This window comes from Kitasatospora sp. NPDC004723, assembly GCF_040609255.1.
In the GTDB taxonomy this organism is placed as follows: Bacteria; Actinomycetota; Actinomycetes; order Streptomycetales; family Streptomycetaceae; genus Kitasatospora.
This window is the reverse complement of the sequence record NZ_JBEXJT010000003.1, coordinates 66,756-86,063: the sequence shown is the minus strand read 5'-3', so window position 1 is coordinate 86,063 and position 19,308 is coordinate 66,756. Positions and strand designations below refer to the sequence as shown.

The window sequence follows — 19,308 nt, the reverse complement described above, 5'->3', positions numbered from 1 at the left end:
GCGACCAGGAGGGGATCGCCGCCATGGGCGAACATCCTCATTCCGGCCAGCGCCCTGCCCGTTGTCCACGGCCAGGGCGCTGCCTTGCTTCTGCTCCTGCGTGCCACATCTCTGCAGCGGGTGGTCTGCTGGGACACGCGATGTGTGCTGCCGTACCTAAGAATCCACCTGCTGATCGACCGCGGCTTCGTAGAAGGCATCCGCGAGGGCGACGATGATCGCGTTGATAGCTGGCCCGTCGGTGAAGAAGTAGTCAGCCATTGTGTTGTGAGCGTCCTGGTTGTCTGCAACCGCTTCCGTAACGGCTGCTTGGAAGTCTTGTGACTCCAGGAACTGCTTCTTGGAGTTCACCTTGGTTTGTTTGACCAGGTTCGGGTCGGCGAGCAACCGCTGGACGAGCCCCTGCACGAACTCCCGGACCTGGAACTCGGCGAATGATTCGGCGCCGAAGAGGTCGTTCATCTTGTCTATGACGACCTGGAGCGCGACGTACTTCGGATCCTTCTTCGTTCCCGTGCCAGCGGCGCTGATGCCCTTCAGCTGCCCGTCGCCCACGAGTGAGATGTCGACCGGGATCGCCTTGTTGTGCTTGACCCCGACCAGCACCACGTCGGAGAGGTCGACGTCGGCGGCCCAGGCGGACTCGGCGATGACCTTCTCCAGGAGACGCAGGAAGATTGAGAGCATCTCCATGTAGGGGTCGCCGTAATCGACGATCTGGGACATGAAGTCATAGAGGCGTACGTAGGTGGAGACATCCTTGCGGAACAGGTCGAGCGCATTGAGCGTGACCTTGTCCTCTTCCTCGATCGCCCTCGCGTAGCGGCGCCGGAAGTCGTGCTGCGCCGGGCTGATCGCTGCCGAGAGCGCGTTGTTACCCTTCCGGGTCACCCACAGTTCGGCGACCTTGCGGACGTCGTCCTCGGTGTAGATTCCGGCTTGGGCGAGCTTGTTCGCCAGGTGGACGACGACGTACGGGTCGGTCTCGGTCTCCAGGGTGGCGTTCTTGAAGTACGGCTCGAAGGCCGTCTTGATGTCCTCGGGCTTGTTCTTGAAGTCAATGACGAACGTCTTGCGCTTCTGCTCCCCACCAGCGGTGCGGTGGATGCGGTTCAGCCGCGAGAGCGTCTGCACCGCGGTGATCCCCGGCAGCTTCTTGTCGACGTACATCGCCGAGAGCAGGGGCTGGTCAAAGCCGGTCTGGAACTTGTTGGCGACCAGCATGATCTTGTAAGTGTCGCCCTTGAACGCGGCTGCCAGATCAGCCCCGGCGCCGGGGTTCATGTTGGTCTCAGTGAACTCGTCGTCCTTCGACGGCTGCGGTCCCCAGTCGTCGTGCCAGGTCTCGTCCTCGGGCATCGTCACCCCGCCGGAGAAGGCGACCAGGGTGCGGTAGTTGTACGAGGAGTCCTCGGCGCGACGCTTGGCGATGTAGGCGTCTATGGCCAGCTTGTACTTCACCGCGGACTTGCGCGAATCGGTCACCACCATCGCCTTCGCCTTACCTTCGAGGAGGTAGGCGACGTTGGTGTGGAAGTGCTCGACGATGATCTGCACCTTCTGGCTAATGTTCGTCGGGTGGAGCTGCACCCACCGCATCAGACCCTTGCGAGCGGTGGCCTCCTCGACCTCGTCCCCGTCTCCATCGCCCTTCCCGGCCTTGCCCGCGATTTTCAGCGCGGTGTCGTAGTGCTGATAGCCCTTGAGTACGTCGAGGATGTAGCCCTCTTCGATCGCCTGCTTCATCGAGTACAGGTGGAACTCGCACGGCTTCCCGTCGGCGCCCTTGCGGCCGAACAGTTCGAGGGTCTTGCTCTTCGGCGTCGCGGTGAAGGCGAAGTAGGAGATGTTCTCCGACTCGGCCCGCTCCGTCATCTCCGACGCGAGGATCGACTCCACATCGACCTCGCCGCCGTCCTCGATCTCCTTGATCTCCTCAGCGGTCAGCACCTGCTTCAGTTTCGCGGAGATCTGACCTGACTGGGAGGAGTGCGCCTCATCGGCGATGACGGCGAACCGCTTGCCCTTCAGGCCGGCGTCAGTGCGGATCTCGTCCAGCGCGTGCGGGAACGTCTGCAGCGTCACCACGATGATCAGCTCACCGTTCTTCAGCGCCTGCGCCAGCAGGCCCGACTTAGACTTTGCGCCAGCCTTGCGGACGTCCTCGGGGCTGATAGTGGCGACGATCTTGCCGGTGCCGTCGATCTGCCGGATCGCATCTTGCAACTGAGAGTCGAGCACGGTGCGGTCCACGACCACTAGGACCGAGTCGAAGACCTTCCGATCATCGACATGCAGCCGTGCCAGCCGGTGGGCCGTCCACGCGATGGTGTTCGTCTTCCCCGACCCGGCCGAGTGCTCAATCAGGTACCGCTGCCCGACGCCCTCCTCCTTCACCGCGTCGACAATGTTCGTGACGGCCTCCCACTGGTGGAATCGCGGGAAGAGCATGCTCGTACGCCGCACCGAGGTGCCGGTACTGACGTCCCACTCCTCCTTGGCCTGCACGATCATCAGCCGCCCGATGATGTTCAGCCAGGCATGCTTCTCCCATACCCGCTCCCACAGGTACGCCGTCGACGATCGTCCGTCTGCGCCGGGCGGGTTGCCGGCGCCGCTGTCGAAGCCGACGTTGAACGGCAAGAAGTGGGTCTTCTCTCCCTCAAGCCTCGTGGTCATCGCCGCTAGGCCGTTCGAGACCGCGAAGTGCACCAGTGCCCGGTGACCGAACGACAGCAACGGCTCCGGCCGCCCGTTCGTCAACGGGTTGCGTTTCTGCTTGTACTGGTTGACCGCCTCGTCCAGCGACTGGGTGAAGTCGGTCTTCAGCTCCACCGTGGCCACCGGGAGCCCGTTGACGAAGAACACCAGATCGATGCTGCGCTGGTCAGCGGTCGAGAAGTGCACCTGCCGCACCACCCGCACCCGCATCTGCTCGTAGTGCGCCGAGGTGGTCTCGTTGAGCGATGTCTCCGGACGGAACTGCGCCATCTTCAACCGACCACCGCCGATGTACTGCACCCCGTTGCGCAGGATGTTCAGCGTCCCACCGCCGTGTTCCAGCGGCCGGTCGAGCGCCGCGGTTAGCACGTCGAGGAACTTCGCCTGCGAGCCCGCTGCCTTTAACGCCTTCTCGTACGCCGACTTCTGGGTTTCCTTCAGCCACGCGAACAGGTCTGCAGGGAACAGCGCTCGCTCCCGGTCGTACTCGCCACCGTCATGGTCGTTCTCCGAGTACAGCCAACCGTGAGCCTCGAGGTACTCACAGATCTCCGTCTCGAAGGCCACCTCGTTGTGGTCGGCCATCACGCCACCTCTCGTACGTCGATCTGCCCCGTTACGGCAGCAGTGATCAACGCGGACCGGCGCTCGCGAGCGAGCTCGATGAATCGCTCGGTCTCGGCGATGAGCGTGTCGATCTTCATGGTCTGCTCATCCAGATATGCAGCGATGCGCCGCTGCTCATCGACCGGCGGACGTAGCAAGGGCGCTTCACCCAGCTCGTCGCGATTGATCTTGGGCATCTTGACTCGCAGTGACGCCAGCGTGGCAAATTCGTGGAAGGGATGGGCGAGCATGAAGTACATGAGGTATCTGTGATCGTCATCGTGCCTGCTCGACATGGCATACATGTCGGCGCTGGTCAGGCAATCTTCAACGGCAACCGCAACCTTGTTGAGTGCCGGCCTGATCTTCGAGTAGAGGATCTGCCCGGCGTCAGCCACGTACTTTCCGCTGTCGGCCCCCTGCTCGCGCGCGGTTTCGCGGCCGATGATTCGCCCCGTGCCTGATTGAATATGGTTCGGCGCGACCAAGATCATTTCAGACCATGGCTCTTCCTGTGGGTCGACCTGTCCACCGTTCACATCGATCTCTCGGCTGAAGCGGCTAACCGTCCAATGCGCAGGAACATCCGCAAGGTAGATGTTGTGACTGTCAATGAGCGAAACGTCGTCGAGCCCACGGGTCGCTGCATGCGTGATAACGGCGGACCGCCGCTCACGGAGCATCTCGATCAGCCGCTGCTGCTCCTCGATGAGTGTGTCGATGCGAGCCGTCTCGCAGTCGAGGTAGTCGGCGATGGCTCGCTGTTCCTCCAGTGGGGGCACTGGGATCGCCATGCTGAGGAAGACATCGGGGTAGAGCCGAAGGCGCGAGGTCCAGATGCCGCGGGAGAGACGAGTCATCTCCATCACGTAGGGGGTCGATCGGTAGAGGTAGTCGTAGAACCCAGGGTTGAACGGTGCGTTCGGGCGAGGGCTGTAGACGCCGTACGCGGGGCTCACGATCCCGGGCTGCTTCGAGACGCCGAGCGCCCCCATCCATGCCCACATCGTGTTGATGACGAGATCACCCGTGTTCACGAGGCGGTAGCCATCAAGGTTCTCGGCTGCAGTCATCGTCACGTTTTTCTCTGACTTCGGAGTGATGCCAGTCAGATGCGACACGCTGAGAAGTTCCTCGGTGCCATCGGCTGAGACAGACAGTGACTCGGCCAGAAGCTCCTTGTTCCTGGCCCAGCGCCAGTGGGGCGGGACATTTCCAGCCCAAGCCTGTTCAAGATCAAACCGTGATTGTGTCACCCCTCCACCTCCTTCAAGAGGTCGAGGATCTTCGCGACCTGCTTCTCCAGGTCGGCGTCGATCTCGGCGAGCGGACGGGGCGGAACGTACTTGTAGAAGTGGCGGGTGAAGGGGATCTCGTAGCCGGTCTTGGTCTTGGCCCAGTCGATCCAGGCGTCAGGAACGTGCGGCTTCACCTCCGCGTCGAAGTACGTCTGGATGACTTCGCGCTCCCCTGCCCCGCCGGCGGTTGAGCCGCCGTAGGTGAAGGGCACGTTTTCGGTGTCACGCTTTTTCGAGTCGGGCTTCGGGTTGCCCTTACGGTCGACGACAGAGCTCCCGTCCTCATCGAGTAGGGGACGCTCGACGGTGATGGTCCAGTAGCCGAACTCGTCGTTGCGCAGCACCTTGGAGAGGTCGGAGTCAGCGTCCTCGAAGTCGGCGTACAACCGCACGACCTTGGCGCGGTCATTGTCGCTGATCTCGCGTCCCTTGGCCCCGAGGTTCTTGCGCATCTTGGTCCAGAACGACGTGCCGTCGATGAGCTGGACCTTGTCCTGGCGGTCGGGGTGCTTGGTGTTGTCGAGGATCCAGATGTAGGTGGCGATGCCGGTGTTGAAGAACATGTTGGTCGGCAGGGCGACGATCGCCTCGACGAGGTCGTTCTCCAGTAGCCACTTGCGGATGTTGGAGGGGCCGGATTCGGCGCCGCCGTTGAAGAGCGGCGAACCGTTCATGACGATGCCGACGCGGCCGCCGCCGTCCTGGGGTGCGCGCATCTTGTGGGTCAAGTGGAGCAGGAAGAGCATCTGACCGTCTGAGGTCGCGGGGAGTCCCGGCGCGAAGCGGCCGTATGGGCCGGCGGAGTCCCGCTCCTCCTTGATCGCCTTGGCGTACTGCTTCCAGTCCACCCCGTAGGGCGGGTTGGACATGCAATAGTCAAACTGGCGGCCCTTGAAGGCGTCGTCGGTGAGCGTGTTGCCGAAGGCGATGTTGGTCGCGTCGTGGCCCTTGGCGAGCAGGTCGGACTTGCAGATGGCGTACGACTGCGGGTTGTACTCCTGGCCGTACAGGCTCAGCTTGGCCTCGGGGTTCTGGGTGAGCAGGTGCTCCTCTGCTAGGGAGAGCATGCCGCCGGTGCCAGCGGTGGGGTCGTACAGCGAGCGGATGATGCTGCCCTCGGTGAGGTCGACGTCCTTCTCCGCGAAGAGCAGGTCGACCAGCAGCCGGATCGCGTCGCGCGGGGTGTAGTGGTCTCCAGAGGTCTCGTTCGCGGCCTCGTTGAACTTGCGGATGATGTACTCGAACGCATCCCCCATGTCTGCGTTGGACACCACGTCGGGATGCAGGTCGATGGCGCCGAAGGACTTGACGATCTCGCGCAGGAGCCCAGCCTTCTCCAGGGCCTGGATCTCCTTCTTGAAGTCGAAGTACTCGAACACGTCCACGTCGGAGGAGAACCGGTCGATGTAGTCGGCGAGGTTGTCCGCCAGCCCGTCCGCATCGGCCAGCAGGTTCGCGAACTCGTAGTTGGAGGTGTTGTAGAACGTCCGCCCCGTGACCTTCTTGACCTCGACCTTGAGCCGGTTCGGGTTCTCGAACCTCGCAGCTAGCTCCCTTACCGCCGTGCGGTCCGGCTCGAGTACGCAGTCGAGCCGTCGCAGGATCGTGAACGGGAGGATCACTGTCCCGTACTGGTTGGGACGGTAGGGGCCTCGAAGCTGGTCAGCGATTGACCAGATGAAGCTACCGAGCGCGCTCACAAGGTTCCTCACGAGAATCGTCTAGCAGAGACGACAACTCTGCCAGAGGCAGCAGCCTGCGTCCCAAGGTTCAGCGTTCCGTGACCTCGGCCAGGGCTGATCTGCGTGAGCGATGCGTGAGCGGACGGGGCAACACGTGCCGGTTCGGGCGGGATCGGAGATCATGGCGCAACGTTCTGACCTGCGGGTTTGGCACCAAGTGATCGGTGCTGGCAGCAGCCGCCATGATCACTCTCGGGCTCGTAATGCGTAGGTCGCGGGTTCGAATCCCGCAGGCGGCTCCAAGATAAACCCCAGGTCATTCCTCTGACCTGGGGTTTTCGCGTTCTGTCGGGTAGCGGGAGAGGGCTTGCCGTGCCTGAGGTGCCCATGGTCGGGATTGGCCGGTCACGGTTCGTGTTCGGCATGGGGAGGGTTCTGCGGCCGACGGCCGGCAAGCGCAGGGTGATCCTGGCCAGGCTCATGCTGCGGGCGGGGAACGGCGTTCCGGCCTCGGACCTGATGACCTGCCTGTGGGACGAAGTGCCGCCGCCCACCGCCAAGGAGGCCTTCTGCGTCCATCTCATGCGCCTGTGCAAGGAGATGGCCAGGATCCTGGGGGCGGCCGATGGCCTCCTGGTCGGGGCCGGGCGCTACCAACCGTGAGGGCGGGAAGGGCCGGTTTCGGGAGCATGGGGCTTCCGGGCCGGCCCTTCGGAATGCGCCCCGGCGGGCGTGCGGGAGCGCGGGCGGGCGTGGGCCGTGCGGGTGAGCGGGGTTCTGCCTCGATGCACCGGGTGCGGTCGGGGCGGCTGCGGGAGAGTGCGCGGAAGCGTTTCTGCTATCACGCTTTTCATGAGATACGACTTGATGGGGGCCGGTGAAACAAGCCTTTCGGTGAAGCCGTGGAGAGGTTTCTTTGCAGGTCGGGAATGGCCTCCGGAGAGTGGCTCAAGAAAGTTCTTGACTTCCCGTCGGACGGATTCCTAGGGTGAATGTGTCCGGCCGCCGGGCTTCGGCGTTCGGCTGTGCGGGGCGATGATTTCGAATGTGGCGGTGGCCGGCGGCCGTGGAGTCGGGGTCGGTCATTCCACCGTGTTCGACCGGTGTGCAGTGGTAGGGGGTGGCGACGGCCGCCCTGGTGTCGTGTGGTGTCGACGGATCCCAACGGCCGTGTCCTGCGTGCCGGTTGCCCGGCTTCTCGGGTTGCGCTGTCAAGGTGTGCCGGCCGGGCCGGGTCTCCTGGTGCGTTTTCGGGCGCCGGCGTCTGAAATGAGGAATTGCGGCGCGAGTCGCCGAATGCAGCAGATCGCGCAAATGAGTCTGGGGGAATTGTGCATCATGCCTGAAACCTCGATTGCCGTTCTCTTTCCTGGGCAGGGCGCTTTCTACGGCCGTGCCCTCGCGGACCTGCGGGACGAGTTCCCCGAGGTCGGACCGGTCCTCGCCGAGATCGGTGACGCCGCCCGTCCGCTGCTCGGCGACCACGCGGTGGAGCAGCTCCTCGCGGTGCGGACGCCGGACACCGAGCAGTTGCTCCGGGATGCGCCGGAGGCTCTTCAGCTCGCCATCTACGCGGCTTCCACCGCCGCCTACGGCGTTCTGCGTGCTCGGGGACTGTGTCCGAAGGTCCTGGTCGGCCACAGTCTCGGGGAGATCGCCGCACTGGTCGCCGCCGGTGCGTTCAGCCCCGCCGAGGGGGCCGAGATCGTCTGCCACCGGAGCATCGCGCTGCGCGAGGCCGGGTCGGGCGAGGCCGGGTCGGGCGACGCCTACATGGCCGCCGTCGGCACCGACGCCGACCGGGCGCAGAAGCTGGTCGACCTCGTCGGCGACCCGCTGAGCGGCATCGCGGTCGAGAACCACGACGGGCAGACCGTACTGTCCGGGCGGGCCGAGGCGCTGGACGCCATCGGCCGGCTCGCCGCCGTGCTGAGGATCGACTTCGCACGGCTCAAGTCGCCCTACGCCTTCCACAGCCCGCTGCTCGGGCCGGCGGCGGAGAAGTTCGCCGAGCGCATCGCGGACATCCGTCAGCGACCCCTGCGGACCGCCGTCCACTCGCCGATCCTCGGCCGCGCCTACGAGGACGGCGACCGGCTGACCGAGCTGCTGGCCGGGCACTTCACCACCCGGGTGCGGTTCGCCGACACGGTGCGGGAGCTGGCGGCCGGCGGGGTGTCCGTGTTCGTCGAGAGCGGGGCACTGGACGCGCTGAGCCGGATCACCGGCCGCATCGTCGCGACCCCGGTCACCACCGTGCCGACCCTGCTGCCCGAGGCGGGCGGCGCCGCGCCGCTGCGGCGGGCGCTCGACCGGCTCGCCCTGATGGGTGCGGTCCGGGCGGGCGCGGGCGGCGTCTCGACGGCCGACCAGCTGCGGGCCGCGCTGCTGTCCGACGTGCCGGCCGAGGACTTCGAGGCGTTCTGGGACGGGCGCGGCGGGGACGTGCGGGCGTTCGCCAGGGAGGCGTACCTGACGTACCTGGGCGCGAGGGGGGACGGGAGGGAAGGGGCGAAGGGGAAGGCGAAGGACGCGGTGGCGAAGGTGGACCGCGAGGTGCTGGTGCGTCAGCTCGCCGACATCTACGCCGAGGCGCTGGAGTACCCGGCCGAGGTCTTCGAGGAGGGCACCGACCTGGAGGCCGAGCTGGGCGTGGACTCGGTGAAGCAGACCGAGCTGCTGGTGCGGGTGGGCCGCCGCTACGAGCTGCCGCCGCGGCCCTCGGACGTGCGGCCGGCCGCGTACAACACCCTCGGCAAGATCGCCGACCTGATCCTCGCTTCGGGCGGATCGGTGTGATGCCGGTGTCCGGGGAACTCGAGGGAAAGATCGCCCTGGTCACCGGAGGGGCGCGGAACGTCGGCAAGGCGATCGCCAAGCGGCTCGCCGCCGACGGCGCGCTGGTCGTCATCAACCACCTGCACTCTCCCGGGCCCGCCCGGGAGAGCGCCGCGGAGATCGAGCGGGCCGGCGGCCGGGCGCACGTCATCCGTGCGTCGGTCGCCGTCCGCGGCCAGGTCGACCGCATGTTCGACGAGATCGAGCAGCGCTTCGGCGGGCTCGACGTCCTCGTCAACAACGCTGCCGACGGCGCGCTGGTGCCGGGCGAGGAGGTCACCGAGCAGCTGCTCGACCGGGCGCTGAACACCAACCTCAAGGGCGGGCTGGCGTGCGCCCGGCGGGCCGCCGCGCTGATGGCGCGGCGGGGCGGGGGCAGCATCGTCAACGTCTCCACGCTGGGCGGCGGCCGGTTCGTGATGGCCAACTACCTGGCCTGCGGGCCGGCGAAGGCCGCGGTGGAGGCGATGACCCGCTATCTGGCCGTCGACTACGCCCGCGACGGGATCCGGGTCAACACGGCGGCGGCCGGCCTGCTCCGCAGCGAGGTCGTCGGGCTGTTCCCGGATGCCGAGCGGATGCAGCGCGCCACCATCGAGGCCACCCCGATGGGGCGGCTCGGCCACCCGGAGGAGCTGGCCGAGGTGGTGGCCTTCCTGGCCTCGCCGCGGTCGAGCTGGATCACCGGCCAGGTGATCCTGGCGGACGGCGGGCTGTCCACGGGACAGGCGCTGCTGTCGCCGCCGCGCGCGCTGGTGGACCCGGTCCCGCCGACGGTCCCGGTGGCGGAGGAGGAAGCGGAGAGGGAGACAGAGAGGGAGACAGAGAGGGCCGTGGAGCCGGGGCAGGGGCCGGGGCGGGCCGAGGAGGACGACGACGAGATCGCCATCGTCGGCATGGGCATCGTGGTGCCCGGCGCCAACGACCTCGACGAGTACTGGCACGAACTGATGCACGGCGCCGAGCGGTTCGTCGAGATCCCGGCCGACCGGTGGGACAACGACAGGTTCCACTCGGCCGACCGGCGCGACGAGGACAAGACCTACTCCAAGCGCTCCGCCTTCATCACCGACTTCGTGCCGCACCCCCGACTGGCCCGCGAGCTGGCCGAGGCGGGGACCGGCCCGGACGCGGTCGAGTCGACCACGCTGTGGCTGCGGCACTCGCTGCTGCAGGCCATGGAAGGCGTCGGACGCCGTCCCGGGGACCGGTGCTCGTTCCTGGTCGGCTACACCGCCGACGGCAGCCAGCACCTGGAGGAGGCGACCGTCCGGGCCGGTGTGCTCGGCCGGATGGCGCCGATCCTGGACGGGCTGGGCCTGTCGGAGGCGGACCGCGCCGCCGCGCTCGCCACCGTCGAGCGTCGGCTGGCCGAGCACTACCCGCGCAGCGGGCCCGACCCGCTGCGGTTCTTCCCGCACCGGGTCGGGCTCAACGCGATGCGCGGCGTGCTGCCGCCGTCCGCCGAGCTGCTGCTCGTGGACACCGCCTGCTCGTCCTCGCTCTACGCGGTGGACCTCGGCCTCAAGGGGCTGCTGGAGGGGCGGCACGACATCGCGGTCTGCGGCGGTTCGTTCGCCGTGGGCCCGCGCGGTTCGGTCCTGTTCGCCAAGCTCAACGGCCTGTCGGTGAGCGGCGAGGTCCGCTCGCTCGACAAGGACAGCGACGGGGTGCTGTTCTCGGACGGCGCCGCCACCGTCGTGCTCAAGCGGCTGAGCCGGGCGCGCCGGGACGGCGACCGGGTGCTGGCCACCCTGCGCGGCTTCGGCTCGTCCTCGGACGGCAAGGGCAAGGCCGTCTACGCCCCGAGCGCGGCCGGCCAGCAGCTGGCGATCCGGCGCGCGCTCGACCGCCCGGGCATGGACGGGGTGCGGCCGGACTGGATCGTCGCGCACGCCACCGGTACCCCGGCCGGTGACCTGGCGGAGTTCACCACGCTGCGCGAGACGCTGGGCGATCCCGAGTCCGGGCGCGGCCCGGTGGTGGTCACCTCGAACAAGTCCGTGATCGGGCACACCGGTTGGGCCGCCGGCGTGGCCTCGTTGATCGAGGTCGTGCTGGGCTTCCGGCACGAGGTGATCCCGCCGCAGCACCGGTTCACCGGGACCCCGGCGGACTTCGCGATCGGCGGCTCCACCCTGGTGGTGCCGACCGAACCGGTGCCGTGGCCGCGCGGCGGGCGCCGCCGGACCGCCGCCGTCTCCGGCTTCGGCTTCGGCGGCACCAACGCGCACCTGGTGGTCCAGGAGCCGCCGGTCGCGGGAGCGGCGAGGACCGTGCGGCCGGAGCCGCGGCAGGCGCGCCGGCAGCCGCCGCAGCGGATCGCGATCGTGGCGCGGACCGCGCACGTGCCGGGCAGCGGGAGCGCCGACGACCTGGCCGGCCGACTGGGCGAGGCGGGGCCGGAGGACCTGTCCTTCGGAGAGGCCTACCCGCTGCCGTCGTTCCGGCAGGTCCGGATGCCCCCCGGCACGATGCGGGGCATCGACCGCTGCCAGCTGATGATCCTCGAGTGCGCCCACCGGCTGCGCGACGGCCTGGGCTCGTTCTGGGAGGACAACCGCGAGACCACGGGCGTGGTGCTCGGCCACCTGGGGGCGACCCGCAACGCGACGCTCTACGCGATGCGCTGCTACCTGGACGACCTCACCGTCGCGCTCGGGGCAGACCCCGCGCCGGCCGCGGCGCCGTGGCTGCCGCAGGTGCTGGAGCGGCTCGGGGCCGAGGTGCGGCGGCTGGTCCCGCCGTCCAGCGAGGACTCCTTCCCCGGCATGATGCCGAACGTGATCCCGGCCCGGGTCGCCAACTACTTCGACCTCAAGGGTCTCAACATGACGGTCGACACGGGGTTCACCTCGACCCTGAGCGCGATCGACGTGGCCATCCGCTACCTGCGGCAGGGCGAGCTGACGATGGCGCTGGTCGGCGGCATCAACGGCAACAGCACCGACGAGGTGCGCCGGCTGCTGGACGAGGCCCTCGACGGACGCAGCGTCCTGGCCGAGGGCGCCGTCCTGTTCGCCCTGGTGACCGAGGAGACCGCGGCGGCGGCCGGGCTGGAGGTGCTCGGCTACCTGGACACGCCGTCCGCGGAGGAGCCCTCGGCGCCGTCCGTGCCGACCGTCGAGTGCGGCGCAGCGCGTACCGGCCGTGATGCCTGCTACCTGGGCGCCGAGGGGGCGATCGGCATCCTGCAGGTGCTGGGGAGGGAGCCGGCCGAGCGGGACGCGCTGGTGGTCTGCCGCGGTGAGAGCGGCGCGCCCGGTCTCACCGTCCGGGTCTCCGCCCCCGAGGCGACCGCCGACCCGGTGCCCGCCCGTCCGGCCGAGGCCGCTGCCCGGGTGCCGTCCGCCTTCTACGGCGAGCGGCACTACGGCGACCGGCACCCGCTGCTGATCACCCGGTACGTGCCGGGGCTGACCGCGACGCCGGGCGAGCCGGTCCGCGCCGAGGTGGCGTTCTGGCCCGCGGAGCCCACCGTGGTGCTGACCGACCGGCCGCGGACGGTGGCGGCGGCCGGAGCCCCGCCGGGCACCCTGGTGCTGTCCACGGTGCCCGGCGGTCCCGGGGTCCGCCACGTGCCGGACGGCGAGGCGCTCCAGGGGCTGCTGGATGGGGCGGATCCGCAGCGGCGGATCCGGCACATCAGGGTGATCACCGACCTGTCCGGTGCGCGGACGGTCGGCCCGGCGGAGGCGGCGGCGCTCGGCGCCCTGCACGAGCTGGTGTTCCTGACGGTGCGGCAGCGGCACGCGACGCTGGTCGGCGGGGTCGGCGGGGTCGGCGGGGTCGGCGGGGTCGGCGGGGTCGGCGGGGTCGGCGGGGTCGGCGGGGCCGGAGGCGCGAGCTGCGTCGGGCTGTTCCTCGGGGCGATGACCGACCATACCCCGCACCCGTTCACGGGCATGTTCACCGGCCTGTTCAAGGTGATCCACCTGGAGTACGCGCCGCACTGCCTGACGTACGCACTGGTCACCGGCGCGCGGGAGGCCGCCACCGGGGTCGCCCAGGCGGGCCGGGAGTCCGCGTACCGGCGCGGGGCGCCGTCGGTCTTCTACGCCGACGGGCGGCGGCTGACCGTCACCCTGGCCGAGGAACCCGGTGAGCTGGTGCCGCCGGGGGAGGCGGTGCTCGGGCCGGACGGCGTCGTGGTCGCGGTCGGCGGCGGGCGCGGCATCACCGCGGAGGTGCTCACCGAGCTCGCCCGGCACTTCCGCCCCCGGGTGTACGTGCTCGGCAGCAACCCGGTGGACTCCCACCCGGCCGAGTACCTGGAGCTCGACGACGAGGCCTTCGCCAAGGGCCGCGCCGACTACATCCGCAAGCAGCTCGCGCTGCGGACCGGCCGCAACCCCGCGCAGCTCAGCCGCGCGTACGAGCGGATCGGCCAGGCGCGGGTGGTCCGGGCCAACCTGCGCCGGATCGCCGGGCACAGCGGCGCGGACGCGGTGCACTACGTGCCCTGCGACGTGACCGACCGCGCGCAGGTGACGGCCGCGATGGACCGGATCCACGCCGAGGCCGGGCGGATCGACCTGCTGGTCAACGCGGCGGGGCTGAACCGCTCGGCGCCGATCGCGACCAAGAGCCCGGCGGAGTTCCGACAGGTGCGCGACCTGAAGGTGCTGGGCTACGCCAACCTCAAGCACGCCCTGCGGGGCCGGCCGCCGCGCGCCTGGTGCAACTTCGGTTCGCTGCTGGGCCTGACCGGTCAGGTGGGCGAGGCCGACTACGCCTCGGGCAACGACTTCCTCGGCTCCGCCGCGATCTACCACCACCAGGTGCTGGGCAGCCACGAGTTCACCGTGGGCTGGACGCTGTGGGGCGAAGCCGGCCTGGGAGCGGATGAGTTGACCAAGGCCTACTTCGAGAAGAGCGGGCTGTACTCCGTGATGAGCACCGCCGAGGGCGTGCACCACTTCATCCGCGAGCTGAACCTGGCCAAGGCCTCGCCGTACACCGTGCACCTCGGTGCGGCGGAGCGCGGGGCGGTGCGGCGGCTGCTGCCCGGACTCCTCGACCCGGGGGCGCCGCAAGCGGTTTCGCCGGTGGACGCGCCCGGCGAGCGGCCGGCCGACGGGGCGGAGCCGGCGCTGCCGTTCTACCTCGGCGAGGTCCTGGAGCGAACGGCGGACGCGGTCCTCTTCGAGCGGGTCTTCGACCTGGAGCGGGACGACTACCTGCGCCACCACCGGGTCGGCGACACACCCACCCTGCCGGGCGCCTTCGTCACCGAGATCGCCTTCGAGGCGGCCTCCTGGCTGGTGCCGGAGCTCAAGGTGTACGCCTTCGAGGACCTGCGCTTCCGGCACTTCCTCAAGGTCCGCGAGACGGACCGGGCCGGGCTGCGCAAGAAGATCCGCGCCGAGGTCGTGGAGCGCCGGGCCGACCTCGGCCAGGCGGTGGTGGCGGTGCGGATCACCCAGGACGTGGTGGCGCCCAACGGCACCGTGCTGGTCGAGGACCGGCCGCACTTCGAGGTGCGGGTACTGCTGGCCGGTGATCTGCCGCAGGCGCCGCACTGGCGGGCGTGGCACCCGGCGGCGGAGACGCCGGTCCCCGATCCGTACCACGTCCAGGGCTCGCCGGTGCGGCTGACCGACCTGTTCGTATCGACCACCGACACCCGGCTGCACCCGGACGGCAGGCGGGCCACCTACAACCTCGAACTTCCCGCCGACCACCGGGTGTTCGGGAGCTTCGGGATCCCGGTGCTGCTCCTCGACGGCCTCGCCCGCACCGGGGTGCTCGCCCTGGTCGACGGCGACCTGGTCCCGCTGGCCGCCCCGCTGGGCATCGGCCGGATCGACGTCTACGAGCACGGCGGCGACGGCGAGGTCGCGCGGCGCTACGGACGGCTCGACCTGTACGCGGTGCTGCCCGACGCGCAGGCCGACGGGCGGGCCGACGGGCGGGCCGGCGGTCAGGCCGACGGGCGGGACGCGGGCCGGGGCAACCGCTTCGTCGCGGTCCGGCCGGACGCGCGGGTGCTGCTCCAGATGAAGGACCTGGACTGGACGCTGATGGGCTATCTGGACCGCCGGACCGGCAGGTTCCTGACCACGGCGGAGGCGGCCGGGGCGTCCCCCGCGACCGAGTGCGACGAGGTGGTGGCTCCGACGGGAAAAGCTGAGGCCGGCGCGGCCGGTGGGCCGACGCCGGTGACCACCGACCCCCGGCGCACCACGAACCCGGACGCGGCCACGGTCACGGAGCGGGTGCCCCGCCCGCCCCGCGGCCCCGCGCCGCCCGCGGCCCCACGCCCCGCCCGCCCCGCCCCGGGGCCGCGCGGCCCGTGGACCGTCCCCGGCAACCTGCGGAGGTTCCAGCGCAACGCGCCCGCCCTGTTCACCGAGCTGAACCGGACCTACGGCGACATGGTCAGGCTGCCGCTCGGCTACTTCACCGTCCACCTCAACTACCACCCGGACAACATCCGGTACGTCCTCCAGGACAACAGCCGGAACTACGTCCGCGGCAAGGGCTACGACGCCTTCAGGATCTTCATGGGCACGGGCCTGCTCACCCTCGACGGCGAGGAGTGGAAGCAGCACCGCCGGGTGGTCAACCCGCTGTTCCACCAGGCCGCCGTCGACGGCATGGCGAGCACCATGACCGACTCCACCGCACTCGTCCTCGACCGGTGGGAGCGGAGCGCGCCGGACGGCACCGGCATCGACGTGGTGCCGGAGATGATGGACCTCACCCTCGGCGCCCTCGGCAAGGTCATGTTCGACACCGACCTCCACCCGGTCAGCGACCGGGTGGGGCCGGCGATGGTCACCGCCGTCGAGGCCATGGTCTTCCGCGGCACCCTCGACCAGCTGACCCCCGAGTTCGTGCCGACCCCGTACACCCGGCGGATCCGCCGGGCCCGCCGGGTGCTGCACGAGGTCGTGGACGGCATCGTCGAGGCCCACCGAGCGGGCCGGCACGAGGGGCTGACCGACCTGGTCACCCTGCTGCTGCGGGCACGCGACGAGAGCGGCGGCGAGTGGACCGCGCAGCAGCTCCGGGACGAGATCATGACCGTCTTCATGGCGGGCCACGAGACCACCGGCACCGGCCTGGCCTGGGCGCTGTACGAGCTGGCCGGGAACCCGGAGGCGCAGGAGCGGCTGCACGAGGAGGTCGAGCGGGTGCTCGGCGGGCGCGTGCCCGGCATCGCGGACCTCGAGAACCTCCCGTACACCCGGATGGTCGCCGCCGAGACGCTGCGGCTGCACCCGCCGATCTGGGTGTACCCGCGCGACGCCGTCGGGGAGGACGACGTCAACGGCTGGCACGTCCCGGCCGGCGGCAGCGTCTTCATGGTCCCGTACGTCACCCACCGGCACCCGGACTTCTGGGTCGACCCGGAGCGCTTCGACCCGGAGCGCTTCACCGAGCAGAACCGCGCCCGGCAGCCCCGGTACGCCTACTTCCCGTTCGGCGGCGGGCAGCGCAAGTGCGTCGGCAACCGGATGGCGCTGGTGCAGACGCACCTGACGCTCGCCATGGTCGCCCAGCGCTTCCGGCTGCGGCCGGTCCCCGACCACCGGCCGACGCCGGGCACGCTGGTCTCCCTCCGCCCGGTCGACGGCATCCGCCTGGTCGTGGAGCCGAGGAAGCGGTGACCCGCCCGATGACGATCGAGGAACCGGCCGCCCCGGCGCGGGCCCTGGCCGCGCCGGTGGTGGAGTACCCCCAGGACGGATCGGTGCGCCCGGTGCGGCGCCATGTGTGGGAGCCGGTGGAGACCGCCGCGCTCCCGCCGGGCGCCGCCCCCGGGCTGCGCGGACGCTCGATCGCGGTGGTCGGCGGCCGGGAGGCCACCGCCGCCGCGGTCGGCGCGGCGCTGACCGCCGCCGGGGCGGCCGTGCACCGGCTCGCCCCGCCCGCGGAGGGGCAGCGGGACGGCTTCACCGAGGCCGCCGAGGCGCTGCACACCGCGGCCGGGCGGATCGACGGCATCGTCGACCTCAATCTGGAGGAGCCCTTCGACGGGGGTGGGACGGACGCCTGGGAGGGGCCGCTGCGGCAGACCTTCGCGCTGCTCCGGGCCTGCTGCGCGGACTGGGTGGCCGAGACCGACGCCGAGCGGCTGTTCTACCTGCCGGTCACCCGGCTGGGCGGCCGGATGGGCTTCGGCCCGGACCGGGTCGAGCAGCCGCTCGGCGGCCTGTGGGCGGGGCTCGCCAAGGGCCTGCCCCGGGAGGTGCCCAACTGCAACATCCGGATCCTCGACCTCACCGCCGAGCACGCGGCGGAGCAGGTCGGCGACCTGGTGAGCCGGGAGCTCTACCGCTGGGGCGCGTTCGAGATCGGCCACTGCGACGGGCGGCGCTACAGCCTGCGGGCCCGCCACGAGCGGCCCGGCCCAGCGGTGCGCGCGCTGCGGCCCGGCGACACCGTGGTGATGTCCGGCGGCGGGCGCGGCATCGGCTTCGCCCTCGCCCGCTCGCTCGCCGAGGACTTCGGCGCCCGGGTCGTGGTGAGCGGCCGAGGCGCGCCGCCCGACGCCGGGGCCACCCCGGCGCTGGCGCTGGACGACCGGGAGTTCCGGCGGTACCGGGACGAGCGGCTGCGCGAGGCGGTGGCCGGGCGCCGGGTGCCGCGGGTCCGCGCCGAACTGGAGGAGCTGGCCCGACGGCGCGAGCTGTGGACGAACCTCGCCTCGGCCCGCGCGGACGGCTTGCGGATCGACTACGTGCGGTGCGACATCACCGACCCGGAGCAGGCCGCCCGGCTGGTCGACGAGGCCGGCGACCGGCTGGCGGGTGTCGTGCACAACGCGGGCGTGGACGTCCCGGTCCGGCTGCCGGGCAAGACCGGGCAGATCGTCTCACTGGTGGTCCGGGTCAAGGTCGGGGGCTTCCTCAACCTGCTGCGGGCGGTCGAGGGCCGGCCGCCGTCGGTGTTCTTCTGCAGCGTCGGCTCGCTGACCGGCCGCTGGGGCGGCATGGTCGGCCAGCTCGACTACGGCGCCGCCAACGAGGCGCTCAGCCGGCTCGGGCTGTGGGCCTCGCAGGACGGCGAGCAGTCCGGCCGGGCGCGCCGCACGCCGGTCTCCACGGTCTGCTGGCCGACCTGGGAACGCCTCGGCATGGTCACCAACTACGAGGCCACCCTGCGCTACATGTCGGCGGTGGACGTCCGCGAGGGCCTGTACCACTGGAAGCGCGAGCTGTTCTCCGGCGGCACCGGTGAGTCGACGTTCATCGGCGACGTCGGCCCGGCGATGCTGCCGTCCGTCCTGCGCGGCTACCGGCAGGACACCGGGCTGCCGGGCATCGAACGGCTGGCCGCCGCCCGGCACTTCCTGGGCGAGCCGGTGCGCTTCCGGCCGCACGGGTCGCTCACCACGGCGCATGTGCTGCGGGCCGGGGAGCTGCCCTGCTGCGACGACTTCCGGGTGGCCGGCGAGCCGGCGCTGCCGGTCTCGCTCTGCCTGGAGTACCTGCGGGCGGCCGGCGACTGGGTGCTGCCGGAGCCGGGCGACGGGCTGCGCCTGGTCGAACTGCGCGGTCTGGAGGTGGAGTTGCCGCTGCTGGGAGTGGGCCCCGGGCGGCCGAGGGCCGAGCTGGTGCGGCATGCCGAGGGCGGCCGGTCCGAGGACGGCGGCTGGCGGGTCTCGGTGACGCTGGAGCGGGACGGCCGACGGCTCGCCTCCGCCGAACTGGTGTACCGGGAAGGCGAGTCGGCCGTCGAAGGGGACCTGTCGGCGCCGCCGGGTGCGAGCGGCGCCGAGGAGGTGCTCCCGTTCCCGCGCGGCGGTGCGCTCGGCTGGACCGGGCAGGCCTTCCGGCTGGCCGCCTGGCGGCGGGACGGGGCCACCGGCCGCCCGTACGCCCGGGCGGAGCCGGGCCGGACGGCCGATCTGCTGCTCGCCTCGCCGGCCCCGGGTGCGGCGCTCCCACTCAACCAGGTGGAGAACGTGCTGCGGGCCGGCTGGCTCGTCCAGGGCGGGGCGGGTGCGGACGCGCGACGGCTCACCGTGGAGCGGCTGCGCGCCGAGCCGTCGGCCGTCGGCGCCGCCGTCCTGCTGACCGGCAGCCCGGACGGCCGGGACTGGACCGGGCACGACCGGACCGGCCACGACCGGACCGGCCGGGGCGTCACCGAGGATCTCCGGCCGCGCCAGCCCGTGCTCCGGGTGACGGGCCTGCGCTACCGCTGACGCC

Annotated in this window: 7 protein-coding genes; 4 read left to right on the top strand and 3 right to left on the bottom strand. The window is 70.5% G+C overall.

All coding sequences use genetic code 11. The features are described from left to right. Window positions 1-156: 156 nt before the first annotated feature. Genes ABZW10_RS05060 through ABZW10_RS05050 form a run of 3 tightly spaced genes read right to left on the bottom strand, consistent with a single transcriptional unit; the run spans window position 157 to window position 6,325 of the window. Window positions 157-3,306 carry a DEAD/DEAH box helicase family protein gene (locus ABZW10_RS05060; RefSeq protein ID WP_355360109.1) on the bottom strand — a complete coding sequence of 1,050 codons (3,150 nt, stop codon included), beginning with the start codon at window positions 3,304-3,306 and terminating at the stop codon, window positions 157-159. Then, window positions 3,306-4,583: a restriction endonuclease subunit S gene (locus ABZW10_RS05055; RefSeq protein ID WP_355360106.1), complete on the bottom strand. Its 1,278-nt coding sequence runs from the start codon at window positions 4,581-4,583 to the stop codon at window positions 3,306-3,308. Before ABZW10_RS05055 ends, ABZW10_RS05060 begins: the two co-directional genes overlap by 1 nt. Beyond that, window positions 4,580-6,325 (bottom strand): class I SAM-dependent DNA methyltransferase, encoded by a 1,746-nt coding sequence (locus ABZW10_RS05050; RefSeq protein ID WP_355360103.1) that lies wholly within the window; start codon window positions 6,323-6,325, stop codon window positions 4,580-4,582. The genes ABZW10_RS05055 and ABZW10_RS05050 overlap by 4 nt, the downstream gene beginning before the upstream one ends. A gap of 354 nt (window positions 6,326-6,679) precedes the next feature. Between ABZW10_RS05050 and ABZW10_RS05045 the strand changes: the two genes are divergently transcribed. The 4 genes from ABZW10_RS05045 to ABZW10_RS05030 all read left to right on the top strand — a co-directional run bounded on the left by ABZW10_RS05045 (window position 6,680) and on the right by ABZW10_RS05030 (window position 19,304). Further along, window positions 6,680-6,970 carry a hypothetical protein gene (locus ABZW10_RS05045; RefSeq protein ID WP_355360100.1) on the top strand — a complete coding sequence of 97 codons (291 nt, stop codon included), beginning with the start codon at window positions 6,680-6,682 and terminating at the stop codon, window positions 6,968-6,970. Between the two features lie 675 nt (window positions 6,971-7,645). Next, complete coding sequence (locus ABZW10_RS05040) at window positions 7,646-9,106, top strand: acyltransferase domain-containing protein (RefSeq protein ID WP_355360097.1); 1,461 nt, start codon at window positions 7,646-7,648, stop codon at window positions 9,104-9,106. A gap of 5 nt (window positions 9,107-9,111) precedes the next feature. Then, complete coding sequence (locus ABZW10_RS05035) at window positions 9,112-16,761, top strand: cytochrome P450 (protein WP_355360094.1); 7,650 nt, start codon at window positions 9,112-9,114, stop codon at window positions 16,759-16,761. 8 nt (window positions 16,762-16,769) lie between these two features. After that, window positions 16,770-19,304: a KR domain-containing protein gene (locus ABZW10_RS05030; protein ID WP_355360091.1), complete on the top strand. Its 2,535-nt coding sequence runs from the start codon at window positions 16,770-16,772 to the stop codon at window positions 19,302-19,304. The last annotated feature ends 4 nt before the right edge of the window (window positions 19,305-19,308 follow it).